16 protein-coding genes are annotated in these 13,193 nt (G+C 56.3%); 11 read left to right on the plus strand and 5 right to left on the minus strand.

Annotated features, from left to right (window positions below):
• Positions 1 to 69 precede the first annotated feature (69 nt).
• Genes DS901_RS07730 through DS901_RS07740 form a run of 3 tightly spaced genes read left to right on the plus strand, consistent with a single transcriptional unit; the run spans position 70 to position 1,634 of the window.
• On the plus strand, positions 70 to 396 hold the full coding sequence (locus DS901_RS07730) for a HesB/IscA family protein (RefSeq protein WP_181820807.1): 327 nt from the start codon (positions 70 to 72) through the stop codon (positions 394 to 396).
• 58 nt (positions 397 to 454) lie between these two features.
• Positions 455 to 1,255 (plus strand): exodeoxyribonuclease III, encoded by an 801-nt coding sequence (gene xth / locus DS901_RS07735; protein ID WP_113776350.1) that lies wholly within the window; start codon positions 455 to 457, stop codon positions 1,253 to 1,255.
• A gap of 49 nt (positions 1,256 to 1,304) precedes the next feature.
• On the plus strand, positions 1,305 to 1,634 hold the full coding sequence (locus tag DS901_RS07740) for a hypothetical protein (RefSeq protein WP_113776351.1): 330 nt from the start codon (positions 1,305 to 1,307) through the stop codon (positions 1,632 to 1,634).
• On the opposite strand, the gene DS901_RS07745 is transcribed toward DS901_RS07740, so the two are convergent.
• A complete protein-coding gene (locus DS901_RS07745) occupies positions 1,631 to 2,779 on the minus strand; it encodes an FAD-dependent monooxygenase (RefSeq protein ID WP_113776352.1) in 1,149 nt (382 codons plus the stop codon). The two genes, DS901_RS07740 and DS901_RS07745, sit on opposite strands and share 4 nt — an antisense overlap.
• Before the next feature lies 1 nt (position 2,780).
• Positions 2,781 to 3,203 (minus strand): RNA polymerase-binding protein DksA, encoded by a 423-nt coding sequence (gene dksA, locus DS901_RS07750; protein WP_113776541.1) that lies wholly within the window; start codon positions 3,201 to 3,203, stop codon positions 2,781 to 2,783.
• A 187-nt stretch (positions 3,204 to 3,390) separates the two neighbouring features.
• On the opposite strand from dksA, the gene DS901_RS07755 reads away from it, so the two are divergent.
• From DS901_RS07755 to DS901_RS07780, 7 genes are all read left to right on the plus strand, one after another.
• Positions 3,391 to 4,230: an AAA family ATPase gene (locus tag DS901_RS07755; protein ID WP_113776353.1), complete on the plus strand. Its 840-nt coding sequence runs from the start codon at positions 3,391 to 3,393 to the stop codon at positions 4,228 to 4,230.
• Between the two features lie 61 nt (positions 4,231 to 4,291).
• Positions 4,292 to 4,741, plus strand: a complete 450-nt coding sequence (locus DS901_RS07760; protein ID WP_113776354.1) for a GNAT family N-acetyltransferase — start codon at positions 4,292 to 4,294, stop codon at positions 4,739 to 4,741.
• Positions 4,738 to 6,090: a DUF2927 domain-containing protein gene (locus DS901_RS07765; protein WP_113776355.1), complete on the plus strand. Its 1,353-nt coding sequence runs from the start codon at positions 4,738 to 4,740 to the stop codon at positions 6,088 to 6,090. Before DS901_RS07760 ends, DS901_RS07765 begins: the two co-directional genes overlap by 4 nt.
• Before the next feature lie 15 nt (positions 6,091 to 6,105).
• On the plus strand, positions 6,106 to 6,276 hold the full coding sequence (locus DS901_RS18720; protein WP_181820808.1) for a hypothetical protein: 171 nt from the start codon (positions 6,106 to 6,108) through the stop codon (positions 6,274 to 6,276).
• Positions 6,277 to 6,279: 3 nt separating this feature from the next.
• Entirely contained in the window at positions 6,280 to 7,467 is a 1,188-nt protein-coding gene (locus DS901_RS07770; protein WP_113776356.1) for a vWA domain-containing protein, read from the plus strand.
• On the plus strand, positions 7,468 to 8,091 hold the full coding sequence (locus tag DS901_RS07775) for an MOSC domain-containing protein (protein ID WP_113776357.1): 624 nt from the start codon (positions 7,468 to 7,470) through the stop codon (positions 8,089 to 8,091). It begins immediately after the preceding gene.
• A gap of 39 nt (positions 8,092 to 8,130) precedes the next feature.
• The gene (locus DS901_RS07780) at positions 8,131 to 8,811 is read left to right on the plus strand and encodes a M48 family metallopeptidase (protein WP_113776358.1); all 681 of its coding nucleotides are present in this window, start codon (positions 8,131 to 8,133) and stop codon (positions 8,809 to 8,811) included.
• Here DS901_RS07780 and DS901_RS07785 read toward each other — a convergent pair.
• From DS901_RS07785 to DS901_RS07795, 3 genes are read right to left on the minus strand one after another with little or no spacing between them, the layout of a single operon-like run.
• On the minus strand, positions 8,808 to 9,350 hold the full coding sequence (locus DS901_RS07785) for an RSP_2648 family PIN domain-containing protein (protein WP_113776359.1): 543 nt from the start codon (positions 9,348 to 9,350) through the stop codon (positions 8,808 to 8,810). The genes DS901_RS07780 and DS901_RS07785 overlap by 4 nt on opposite strands.
• A complete protein-coding gene (locus DS901_RS07790; protein ID WP_113776360.1) occupies positions 9,347 to 10,558 on the minus strand; it encodes an RSP_2647 family RNA methyltransferase in 1,212 nt (403 codons plus the stop codon). Before DS901_RS07790 ends, DS901_RS07785 begins: the two co-directional genes overlap by 4 nt.
• Before the next feature lie 49 nt (positions 10,559 to 10,607).
• Positions 10,608 to 11,159, minus strand: a complete 552-nt coding sequence (locus DS901_RS07795; RefSeq protein WP_258546677.1) for a DUF6778 family protein — start codon at positions 11,157 to 11,159, stop codon at positions 10,608 to 10,610.
• A 178-nt stretch (positions 11,160 to 11,337) separates the two neighbouring features.
• Here DS901_RS07795 and edd point away from each other — a divergent pair, with 178 nt between their 5' ends.
• Entirely contained in the window at positions 11,338 to 13,143 is a 1,806-nt protein-coding gene (edd, locus tag DS901_RS07800) for a phosphogluconate dehydratase (RefSeq protein ID WP_113776543.1), read from the plus strand.
• The last annotated feature ends 50 nt before the right edge of the window (positions 13,144 to 13,193 follow it).

Genomic DNA, 13,193 nt, shown 5'->3' on the forward strand with positions numbered 1-13,193 from the left:
TTTGCCTGTCTTGTCCGTCTTGCCTGACATCCCTATATTGCAATTGAACACAAACGCATAGGTCGCAAAATGCTGACAATTCCCCCTAAAGTAACGCCGCGCGCGTTTGAACGGCTTGCCGAGATCGGTGCCGCAGCCCAAGGCAAGGCCCTGCGCATCGCGGTCGAAGGCGGCGGATGTTCCGGGTTTCAGTATGAAATCGACCTCGATGACGTCAAGGACGATGATCTGGCGTTGTCAGATCAAGGCGAAACCGTCGTGATCGACGCGGTGTCCCTGCCGTTTTTGGCCGATGCCACAATTGATTTTTCCGAAGAATTAATCGGCGCGCGGTTCGTGATCAACAATCCAAACGCGGCATCATCATGCGGTTGCGGCACATCGTTTTCGATGTAACCTACCCTTGTGCATCTTTGACCCGTCCGTCAAAACTTACCCAAACGAGGGATTGGCCATGAAAATCGCGACATTCAATATTAATGGCATCAAGGCACGGATGAATGCGCTGTCTGACTGGCTTGATGATGCCAATCCAGACGTCGCGATTTTGCAAGAAATCAAATCCCAAGACGAAGGGTTTCCGCGCGAAGCCCTTGAAGAAAAAGGGTATAATGTCGAAACCCACGGGCAAAAGGGGTTTAACGGCGTTGCGATCCTGTCCAAGCTGCCGCTTGAGGATGTGACCCGCGGCTTGCCCGGTGCAGCGGGTGCCGGGCGCGAAGGCATTGACGACGAAGAGGCGCGCTATATCGAAGCAACTGTCGTAGGCGATGTCGCGATCCGCATTTGCGGTCTGTACCTGCCCAATGGCAACCCAGCCCCCGGCCCCAAATATGATTACAAACTACGTTGGATGGATCGCCTGCATGCGCGTGCGCAAGAATTGCTCGCGGATGAACTGCCCGCGCTGATGGCCGGTGACTACAACATCATCCCACAACCCGAGGATGCAGCGCGCCCCGAACTTTGGACAGACGACGCGCTGTTTCGCGCCGAAAGCCGGGCCGCATTTCGTAAGATCGTGAATCTTGGATTTACCGAAGCCTTTCGGTCGGTTGAAACGGGCGACGGCCACTATTCATTCTGGGATTATCAGGCAGGCGCGTGGGAAAAAAACAACGGAATCCGGATTGATCACTTCCTTTTGACCCCACAATGCGCGGATTTGTTGAATAATTGTTGGATCGAATCTGCTGTACGTGGCCGCGAACGCCCATCGGATCACGTGCCAGTTTGGGTTGACCTCGCGGCTTAAGGTCATAGATACGTATAGTACGTATTTATTTTGTAAGGAGCATCCTAAAATGCTCAATAAAACCACATTGATGGTCACATTTTTGACCGCGCTAAGCCCTTCGGTCGCGGCCGCGCAATGCGCGATGGCGTCAACTGGGGCCGGCTGCGTTTCAGTGCCACAATCCGCCGCCGCCCCGCGCCCCAGCCCAGTTGAAATTGGCAGCTATCTCACGCGTGGCGAACATTCGATCATGATGAATGCCGGGTACTACGGGTTTCCCCCGGTGCGCGATGGCTGGGTGTATATCCGCATCGAAGATGACGTCTACCGCGTTGATTTTAGTAGCTTTGAAGTACTTGAGCAGGTCACCTATCAGGCGAATTACTATTTCCGCTAGGCGCTGACATCAAAATCATAAAGCCATGACAAGCGGTTAAGAAACGCCTTGGGTGCCACGGCCCCCATTGTACGCAATCCGCCATGTGCAATCCGTCGCTTCACCCCCGAGAAATGGTAGTTGCGCGCATTGCTGTTGGCGACCTTGATCGCACGGATCACGCGGTCACGCCGTGCTTGCTGGTAAAGGCGCAGACCCGTCGACAAGCTGTCATGCGCTTCACAAGACTGCGCCAAAACATACGCATCTTCGATCGCAAGATTCGCACCCTGCGCCAAAAACGGCAGCGTCGGATGCGCGGCATCGCCCAAAATCGCCAGCGTCCCCATTTGCCACCGCTGCGCCACCGGGTGCCGGAATAGGCCCCAAAGGTTGACCTTTTCAACATCGGCAAGAATAGATTTCAGGCTCCAATGGCAATCCGCAAAGACGTGCCGCAGATTGCCGGGATCATCAGGATGGTTCCAGCCTTCATCCGCCCATTGGCTGCGCTGTTGTACGGCGACGATATTCAACCGCCCGCCCGACAGCGGGTAGGTCACAACATGGCGACCCGGTGCCATCCAAATACGGGCGACCGGATCGGCATCCGTCGTTTTTACCAATGCTCGCCAAGCGACTTGGCCCGTGAAAAACGGCGTTGTGGGTTTATTGATCACGCTGCGGACTGTCGAATGCAGCCCATCGGCACCGATGGTCAGATCAGGGCGCACCTGTGCGCCGCCCGCCAGAAACGACCCATCAACCTGCACATCTGCGATCTTGGCGTTGAGTTGCACGGTCACGCCCGCAGCCGCACAGGCACGCGCAAGCAGGTCGATCAAAGCTGCGCGATGAAAGAAGCGGTAAGCTGGCGATTGGGATGAGAGGTCAAACCTGGTGATCTCATTCCCGGTCAGTGCATCCACCGGAACGACGGCTTCGGCCCGCACCCCTGTCACGCTTAGCGCCTTTTCAAGACCAAGCGCATAAAGCGCGCGCATACCGTTTGGGGTAATCTGCAGCCCTGCGCCGACCTCGGTCAAGGCAGGGGCTTGCTCATAGACGGTGACAGCAGCACCTTTCTGTGCGAACGCAAGGGCTGCGGTCAGCCCCCCGATCCCGCCGCCAATAATGGCGACGTTGCGATTTGCGTTGCTCTGCATCTTAGTCGTCGCGGTGCACCTTTTCGCGGCGCTCGTGGCGCTCTTGTGCCTCAAGGCTCATGGTGGCGATAGGGCGTGCGTCAAGCCGTTTGAGAGAGATCGCCTCTCCGGTCATTTCGCAATAGCCATATTCACCTTCGTCGATGCGGCGCAGGGCTGCGTCGATCTTGGTCACAAGCTTGCGCTGACGGTCGCGTGTGCGCAGTTCAAGTGAACGATCTGTTTCCTCGGACGCGCGATCAGCGACATCGGGAATATTGCGGGTTTGGTCTTTCATACCGGCCACTGTATCGCGGGTATCTTCGACAAGTTCAGCCTTCCAGTTCAAAAGCTTGCGGCGGAAGTATTCCGTCTGGCGTTCGTTCATGAACGGCTCATTATCGGCGGGGGTATAGTCTTCTGGCAGAAACGTTTCGGCTTTCATCGTCATACCTTATTAATTCTCCGGCGCGGCCTTTGGGCAGTGCAAATGCAGCAAGTCCATGACCTTAATTACGCCGGGGTTTACCCCTTCAACTGGCAACTGTCACCCCCTGATTTTAACGTTTATGTGTTGTTGATGATCGCGACCGACCTGTTAGATTGCCGGCACAATAATTGGATTTACCGAGATGAAGTTTACAGGCACCGACACTTACGTCGCGACAACCGACCTGCGGGTCGCAGTGAACGCGGCGATGACATTGCAGCGCCCTTTGCTCGTTAAAGGCGAACCAGGCACGGGCAAAACAGAACTGGCGCGCCAGGTTAGCACAGCCCTCAATATGCCTATGATCGAGTGGAACATAAAATCCACAACCAAAGCGCAGCAAGGTCTGTATGAATATGATGCCGTAAGCCGGTTGCGTGACAGCCAATTGGGCGATGCCAAAGTGAATGATGTCGGCAATTACATCAAAAAGGGGAAGCTCTGGCAGGCGTTTGCCGCCCCCGCTCAATCCGTGCTGCTCATCGACGAAATCGACAAGGCCGATATCGAATTCCCCAATGATCTTTTGCAGGAATTGGACCGGATGGAGTTCCACGTCTATGAGACAGGCGAAACGATACGCGCCAACCACCGCCCCCTGATCATCATCACGTCAAATAACGAAAAAGAATTGCCCGACGCGTTTTTGCGCCGGTGTTTTTTCCACTACATCCAATTTCCCGACATCGACACATTACGTAAAATCGTTGCAGTGCATTTCCCCGATATCAAAGACGCGCTACTAAGCACCGCGCTTACGCAGTTTTACGAAATCCGCGATACGGCCGGGTTAAAGAAGAAACCATCAACCTCCGAGGTTTTGGATTGGCTCAAACTGCTGCTGGCCGAAGACCTAACCCCCGAAGATTTGAAACGCGATGGGGCGAATGCATTACCAAAACTGCACGGTGCGCTGCTGAAAAATGAACAAGACGTCCATCTGTTTGAACGGCTTGCGTTCATGGCGCGGTCAGGCCGCTAACAGCAATTTGACTGGAACCCACGCGAAACCCGTTTATTGTGGTCACAAAGAAGGTTTAAAAATGACGCAGACGATAATTCGCCCCCTACAAGAAGCGGATAAATCCGCTTGGGCCGCGCTTTGGTCAGACTACCTAACTTTCTACAAAACATCATTACCTTCAGAAGTTTACGATGTGACCTTCGCGCGATTGATTGACAATGATCCGCAGGATTTCACCGGGTTGTTGGCTGTGCAAGATGGCACGCCCGTTGGGCTTGTCCATTTTCTATTTCATCGCCATTGCTGGCGCATCGAAAACACCTGCTATCTTCAGGATCTCTTCGCTGCACCCGCCGTGCGCGGCACTGGTGTGGGCCGCCAGTTGATCGAAGCCGTCTATGCCGCCGCCGATGCGCAGGGCGCGCCAAACGTTTATTGGCTGACGCAAGAAGACAACCACACGGGTCGCCAGCTTTATGATCGCGTGGGGACGTTAACTAATTTCATCAAATATCAGCGGCCCACATGAAACGGTTCGCGGCCATTGCCTTTGCTTGTTTAACGGCCTGCGCCCCCGCGCCCGACGCCACGCAAGCCCCCCAACCAACACTGTTGGTGTTTCCGCAGATGCGCAGCTTTGGCACGACGACACCGACAGCGCCGCAACGCCCCAATTCCGAAATCGCGGGGGATTTTCTTGACCTCGCGTTTCAAATGGAAACCGGGCAAGCACTCCCCGTATTAACCCGTTTTGAAGAACCTATCACCGTAGGCACGGCCGGCAATTTCCCGAGCTACATGGACCGCGATCTTGATGCGCTATTGGCGCGCCTTCGCAATGAAGCACGGATCGACATCTCGCGCAGCAATGCGGCAAATGCGAGCATTGTGATCGAAATCATCTCTCCTGCGCAGATGCGGCGTGCGGCGCCAAACGCGGCGTGTTTTGTGGTGCCCCGCGTGCAAAGCTGGGCTGAATTGCAACGCTCGCGGCGCAACGGCGCGCTGGATTGGACGACGCTGACACAGCGTGAACACGCCGCGATTTTCATCCCCGCAGGCATCCCTCCACAAGAAGCCCGCGACTGTATGCACGAAGAATTGGCCCAAGCGCTTGGGCCGCTCAACGATCTCTACCGTCTGCCCGATTCCGTTTATAATGATGACAATATCCATGCCGTTCTAACAGGTTTCGACATGCTGATCTTGCGCGCGTTTTACGATGATCAGTTGCAAAACGGCATGACCCGTGCGCAGGCGGCTAGCCGTATCCCCGGCATTTTGGCACGGATCAATCCCGCCGGGCAACGCGGCGGCGGATCCGTTGAACCGACCACGCCGCGGTCTTGGAAATCGGCGATGGAAACCGCGCTTGGCGGGCAAGGCAGTTTGTCGGCGCGACGCGCTGCGGCCGCACGCGCCATCGATATTGGCGGACAGGTAGGTTGGTCTGGGGCGCGCGAAGGCTTTGCGTATTACGCCTATGGGCGCCTGCAAATCAGCAATGACGCGTCCCAAGCGCTTTATGCGTTTAACGCGGCGAACCGGGCCTATTCGCAAAACCGCATCATGGATATCCATGCAGCCCACGTCGCTGTGCAGCTTGCCGCGGCAACGCTGATTGCGCGTGACCCACAAACGACAATCCGGATTGCTGATCAGGCTATCCCCGCTGCTCAGCGGCACGAAAACGCGGCACTTTTGGCCCAGCTCATGATGTTCAAAGCAGAGGCGCTTGATCTGCAAGGCAACACTGAGGCCGGCGCCGCGCTACGGCTGGACAGTCTGGCATGGGGGCGTTACGGGTTTGGCAGTCGCGATGAGGTCATCGACCGGCTCAATGAAATCGCGTCGCTTGCGCGTGACAATCCAAGCTAACAAAGGGTTAGAGGCATGATTTTTCCGCTTTTTGGGCTATTGTTTGGGGCCATTGTGGGGGGCGTACGCGCAAAATTGCGCGGCGGGTCCGGCAAGGATATTGCGCAATGGGCCATCGCATTTGCGATCATCTTTGGGCTGATCGGCCTGTTCACCCTCATTTTCATTGAACGTAGCCTGACCTAACCCATGTTCCTGCCCTTCTTTGACAATTTGCGCAAACACGCGGTCCCGGTATCGCTGCGCGAATTCTTGGCCTTTCTCGAAGGGATGGAAGCGGGTCTGGCGACCTATGACATCGATGCGTTTTACTATCTTGCGCGCACGATCATGGTCAAAGATGAACGCAATCTTGATAAATTTGACCGCGCCTTTGCCGCGACGTTTCAAGGGCTTGACGCGATCCCGCCAGAGGCGGTGATGAAGGCCGTCGATATTCCCGCTGATTGGCTTGAAAAGCTGGCAGAAAAGCACCTAAGCGCCGCAGAAAAAGCCGAAATCGACGCGTTGGGTGGCTTTGAAAAGCTGATGGAGACGCTCAAAAAACGGCTCGAAGAACAAAAGGGCCGACATCAGGGCGGCAATAAATGGGTGGGCACTGCGGGGACTTCGCCCTTTGGCGCTTATGGTTACAACCCCGAAGGCGTGCGCATCGGCCAATCTGAAAGCCGCCACCAACGCGCCACCAAAGTCTGGGATAAGCGCGAATTTCGTAACCTTGATGACAGCGTCGAACTGGGCACGCGCAATATCAAAGTTGCGCTCAAGCGGTTACGCCGCTGGGCCCGCGATGGTGCACATGACGAATTGGACCTGTCCGGGACCATCCGCGCCACCGCTGAAAACGGCTATCTTGATGTGCAAACGCGGCCAGAGCGGCGCAACGCGGTGAAGGTTCTCCTTTTCCTAGATATCGGCGGATCGATGGACCCGCATATCAAGCTCGTCGAGGAACTGTTCAGCGCGGCAAAATCCGAATTCAAGCATTTTGAACACTTCTATTTCCACAATTGCCTGTACGAAGGCGTCTGGCGTGACAATGCGCGCCGTTGGGATGCACAAACGCCGACTTGGGATGTGCTACGCACCTATGGGTCTGACTACAAATGCATTTTTGTGGGTGACGCCAGTATGTCCCCCTATGAAATCGCCTATAGGGGCGGCGCAAATGAACATTGGAACCCCGAAAGCGGAGAAACGTGGCTGACGCGCGCGCGCGAACAATGGCCGCAACATCTGTGGATCAATCCTACGGATGAACGCTATTGGGGTTACACGCAATCCATCCAGATGGTCCAAGATATCTTTAGCGCGGACCGTATGGTGCCAATGACCTTGGCCGGGATCGAAACCGGTATGAAATCACTGGGCCGCTGAATGGAATTACTAAGCATCCAGATTGGCAAAGCCGAACCAACGCCCGCGAAATCGGGCCTAACAGGGCATTTCAAAAAACCTGTGCCACAGGCGGCGGTCAGTGATCTGGGTCTTGCCGGTGATGTGATCTGTGACACCAAACATCACGGTGGCGTAGATCAAGCCGTCTACATTTTTGGCGAAGAAGACAGGCTTTGGTGGGAGATCAAATTGGGTCGCCCCACCCCGCCCGGATTCTTTGGTGAAAACCTTTTGATATCTGACCTTTGTAGCGCTGAATTAGTGATCGGTGACATCTTTGCAATCGGCGATGTGCTGCTGCAAATCACATCGCCGCGTATCCCCTGTGCTACCTATGCCGCCCATATCGGCAGCGGCAAAGCAATAAAAGATTTCTACGCCGCAGAGCGCCCCGGCGCCTATGCGCGGGTTTTGCGTGGCGGAACTGTAAAAGCAGGCATGCAGGTGCTCCACCAGCCGTTTGACGGCCCGAAAATCACGATCATCGACAATATGCGCGCCTATGTTGCCGGGTTCTCTGACGATTTTCTGCGCAAGGCGCTTCAGGTCCCGGCGCATTACAAATTGCACGATGAGGCCAAACAGCGGCTCAACCTCGCATGATCACCTTGCGCTGCGGGATTTCAGAACCATATTAACCCTATGATCAAACTCGCTCCCATTCTTATGGCCGTACTTTATGGCCTGGCGATGTACCGGTTTTCAGTCTGGCGGACCGCGCGTGAATTGGACGCGAAATCAACCGAATTGGTTGATCCAAACCTCAACCAAATGATGAACCGCATGGCCAAGGCGTTGGATATCGACCGCATTCGCGTGCATATCTATGAAATCGCGCCTGTGAACGGTCTTGCCGTAGCCGACGGGCGCATTTTCATCACACGTGGATTTTATGAGAAATACCTTGAAGGCAAGGTCAGCGCTGATGAGATGGCATCAGTGATCGCACATGAATTGGGGCATGTTGCCTTGGGTCACGCGAAACGCAGGATGATCGATTTCTCGGGTCAAAACGCGATGCGCACGGCGCTTGCCATGGTGCTAAACCGGTTTATCCCTGTGGTCGGCCCTTGGCTTGCAGGGATGGCGATGCGCCTCGTGGCCGCAGGAATATCGCGCAAGGATGAGTTTGAAGCGGACGCCTATGCATCGGCCCTCTTAACCAAGGCCAGAATCGGCACCGCACCGCAAAAGGCACTGTTCAAAAAGCTTGAAACGCTTACGGGCGCGCGCGGCGCGAGCTCCCCTGCTTGGTTGCTTAGCCACCCTAAAACGGCGCAACGTATTGCCGCGATTGAGGCCAATGAAGCCAAATGGCGCTAGGCGATCAGCGCTTTACCGAACCTTGGCAGGCGTGCTTTTTTCATCAGCGCGCGCATGTCCCACGGGCGGTCCGACAGGCGGTTCGCCTCGGCCAATACCCGGTCGGCAACCGGGCGCACGGCATCTGGGGATTGTGCAAAAAATTGGCACAAGAACCCGTCTGGATCACGACGCATCAGCCCCTCTTCGCCCAAGATATTGCCAGGGAAGTCTTTGGCGTTCATGGTCAGGATAGCGTCACATGACCCGATCACGGCTGCGGTCAGCACATGGATATCGCCCGGATCAGGCAGCCAGAATTGCGCTTCGCGGGCTGGATCATAATTCACACAAGCCTTGGGGAATTGCGCGCCAAGTGCGGCGATTTCGCCGCGCGCAAAAACTTCGGCCTCTGGTCCCAGTTTACGTGTCGCGCGCGCCCATTCTTCTAAGATGCGCGGGCTCCAGCGGGGTTCAAACAATCCCGCCTGCGCACAGCCAAGCACAACTTCACGCATGACTGTTGGGTAAAGCACGCAGGCGTCGATCATCACCCTCATAGGCGGAAAACGATGACCTTGAGATATCCGCTTTCGGCCAAATGCGGCATTTGCGGATGATCTGGCCCGGCAAAGCCTGTGTAGATGATCTGCCCACGCCGTCCTGCCCGGCCAATGCCCCGCGCAGATGCGTTACGGAATTTGGTGATATCTGCGGCGTGCGAACATGAACATAGCACAAGATACCCGCCTTCGGTCACCAAAGGTGCCGCCAAACGCGCAACACGCTCATAGGCGCGCAAGCCCGCTTCGGCTGCGTTACGTGTGGGTGCGAAGGCGGGCGGATCACAGACGACGACGTCAAAACGCGCGTCTTCCTCGGCCAAGGTGGCCAACACATCGAATGCATCGCCTTTGCGGGTTTCAAACCGATCCGTGGCCCCCATCGCCGCTGCCCCTTGGGCCGCCAATTCGAGCGCTGGCGCAGAGCCATCAACTGCAAGCGCGGAATGCGCGCCCCCTGCCAATGCCGCCAAACCAAAGCCGCCAACATGCGAAAACACGTCTAGAACACGGGCATCTTTGGCCAAGCCTGCGGCGAACGCGTGGTTGGGACGCTGGTCAAAGAACAGGCCTGTTTTCTGCCCCCCCATGACATCCGCCATATAGGTCGCGCCATTCATGGGTACAGGGATCGGCCCGGTTGGCGCCGCGCCCACGATGACTTCGGTCTTTTCTTCTAGCCCTTCAAGCGTGCGCGCCCGTCCTGTCCCGTTCATAATAACGGTGGTAACGCCCGTGACCTCTTGCAATGCGGCAACCAGCGGGGTGATCAACGCATCGGCCCAAGCCGCGTTTGGCTGCACTACGGCCGTGTCACCAAATCGGTCAATCACAACGCCGGGAAGCCCATCAGCCTCTGCATGGACAAGACGGTAGAATGGCGCGTCGTAAAGACGTTCGCGGTGCGTAAGTGCACGGGCCAAACGGGCTTTGAACCACGCCTGATCAATCACCGCGTCCGGGTCTTGATCCAGCATCCGGCAGATGATCTTAGACGCAGGCGTCACTGCAACCACCCCCATCGGGGTGCGGTTTGCATCTTCAAGCCGGGCAATTGTACCGGGCGTTAGATTGCGGGTGCGTCGGTCGGTCACCAATTCATTGGCATAGACCCAAGGGTAGCCGTGGCGAATTGCGCGGGCTTCGGCCTTTGGGATCAGGCGGACAACAGGCATAGTGGCGGGGGCGGTATCAGATGTATTCATATCTGACCTCCTACCCCTATTCACCACCCTTTGGAAAGGTGCCGCGTTTTTAGATCAGTTCATTCCGCAGTGTAGCGGTCAAGAAATCCACCACCTCAACCTTTTCAGTGCGGCCCGCCCGTTCAAGCGCTTGTGCTTGGCCGCCACCGGGGGCTTTCAGGTTTGCCTCAATCCGGCGCGCGGGTTCAATTACGGCACCCGTGCGGGCGTCGCGCACTGTCATCATAAAGATGATGTTGTAGACACCACCGACAGAGCCGCGGGTTTTTTCGGTCACGCCATGAAAGCGGATCAACTGAATATCCAAGGTGACAGGTACGTCGCCACGGATCACCGACGCATTACGCGCAACAGCCGTTTCGAACATCGCGCCGATCTGCGCGACACGTGGGCCGGGCCGATCACCGCGCCAGACGATATCCGCTTGCGGATAATACCCGTTGTCTTCAGACACCACGAGCCCCGGCGTCGCGACAAAATTTAACGATTGCAGCGTATAGGACCGATCCATCACAGGGCGTGGGTCCGAACCCGGTCCCGCACAGGCGGCCATCACCGCAATCAGCATCATCATTGCCAGTAACCGTTTCATCACGATCATATCTCTAACCCGTTTGTTCTGTTTAGAATTCTTGTCGCGCCATAGCATAGGCACCGTGCTGTGATAAGCGATTACGCGAGACAGGCTAACAATAAGACAACTAAATCCGCAGCGACTCACTTGTTAGCGCTAACACTTTATGATAGATTACGCGCAAATACATCCCATGAGGAAGCCAATGCCACTTCATCCCACCATTCTTGCCGTGACGGACCGGATTCGCGCACGTTCCGAAGAGACGCGTCAAACCTATCTTGAAAATATGGCCAATGCCGCATCCGAGGGACCCCGCCGCGCACATATGGCCTGCGGCAACCTAGCGCATGCCTATGCCGCGATGGGCGAAGACAAGGATACTCTGGCCGCCGGGCGCGCGCCGAATATTGGCATCATTTCCGCCTATAACGATATGCTTTCCGCGCATCAGCCATTTGAACAATACCCCAACCTGATCCGCGCCGCCGCGCGGGCGGCTGGTGGGACTGCACAAGTTGCAGGCGGTGTGCCAGCCATGTGTGACGGCGTCACCCAAGGGCAAACGGGGATGGAGCTATCGCTGTTTTCACGTGATGTCATCGCCCTGGCCGCGGGCGTTGGCCTGTCGCATAACGTCTTTGACGCGGCGATTTATCTGGGCGTTTGTGACAAAATCATTCCCGGCCTTGTCATGGCCGCAGCGACATTTGGCTATATCCCCAGCGTGTTTTTGCCTGCCGGACCGATGACGTCGGGCCTGCCCAACGATGAAAAAGCCAAAGTGCGTCAGCAATTTGCGCTTGGTGAAATTGGCCGCGATGAGTTGATGAAATCAGAAATGGCATCCTATCACGGGCCGGGCACATGCACCTTCTACGGCACGGCCAACACCAACCAAATGTTGATGGAATTCATGGGGCTACACCTGCCCGGCGCGTCATTCGTCAACCCCAACACCCCGATGCGCGATGCGCTGACAGTGGCTGGCACCGAACGTGCGCTTGAGATTACAGCGCTTGGCAATCAGTTCACCCCAACCTGCGACGTGCTGGATGAAAAGGCATTCGTAAACGGGCTTGTTGGGCTGATGGCCACGGGCGGATCAACCAACCTTGTGCTGCACCTGCCTGCAATGGCACGGGCCGCAGGGATTATTCTTGATCTACAAGACTTTAGCGATCTGTCGGACGTGACCCCGCTGATGGCGAAAGTCTATCCAAACGGGCTGGCCGATGTGAACCACTTCCACGCGGCTGGTGGTCTTGGGTTCATGATCGGCGAACTGCTGAACGCGGGGCTTTTGCATGATGACGTGAAAACCGTCGCAGGCGACGGGCTGCATCTTTATACGCAAGAACCCAAACTGACGGACGGGCGGATCTGCTATGTTCCGGGCGCGGGAAAATCGCAAAACGAAAAAATCTTGCGCCCAGCAAACGATCCATTCCAGCCCGAGGGAGGGCTTAAACAGCTTCAAGGCAACCTTGGGCGCGGCGTGATCAAAGCCTCTGCCGTCGCCAAAGAACGCCACATTGTCGAAGCCCCTGCGCGTATTTTTCACACCCAAGACGCGGTCAAAGACGCGTTCAAAGCAGGCGAGCTGACAAGCGACACGATTATTGTGGTACGTTTTCAAGGGCCTAAATCCAACGGTATGCCAGAATTGCACGGACTAACCCCGACGCTGGCGATCTTACAAGACCGCGGGCTTAAGGTGGCGCTGGTCACAGATGGGCGCATGTCTGGCGCCTCAGGCAAAGTGCCATCAGCGATCCACCTGTCACCCGAGGCGGCGGATAATGGGCCGATCAGCCTGATCCAAGATGGCGATATTGTGCGCCTGGACGCGACCAAAGGCACAATTGATGTCCTCAACGTTGATCTGAGCACCCGCACGCCAGCTGCTGCGGACCTGACGGGCAACGGCAACGGCGTCGGCCGCGAATTGTTCGAGGTTTTCCGCCGCAATGTTGGCCTGTCGTCTGATGGCGCGGCGGTGGTTGTCTAACCGTTACAGTTTCCGATAAGTATACTAGTATGGTGCGCCCGCGCGCCATG

This window comes from Loktanella sp. D2R18 (assembly GCF_003318235.1).
In the GTDB taxonomy this organism is placed as follows: Bacteria; Pseudomonadota; Alphaproteobacteria; order Rhodobacterales; family Rhodobacteraceae; genus Yoonia.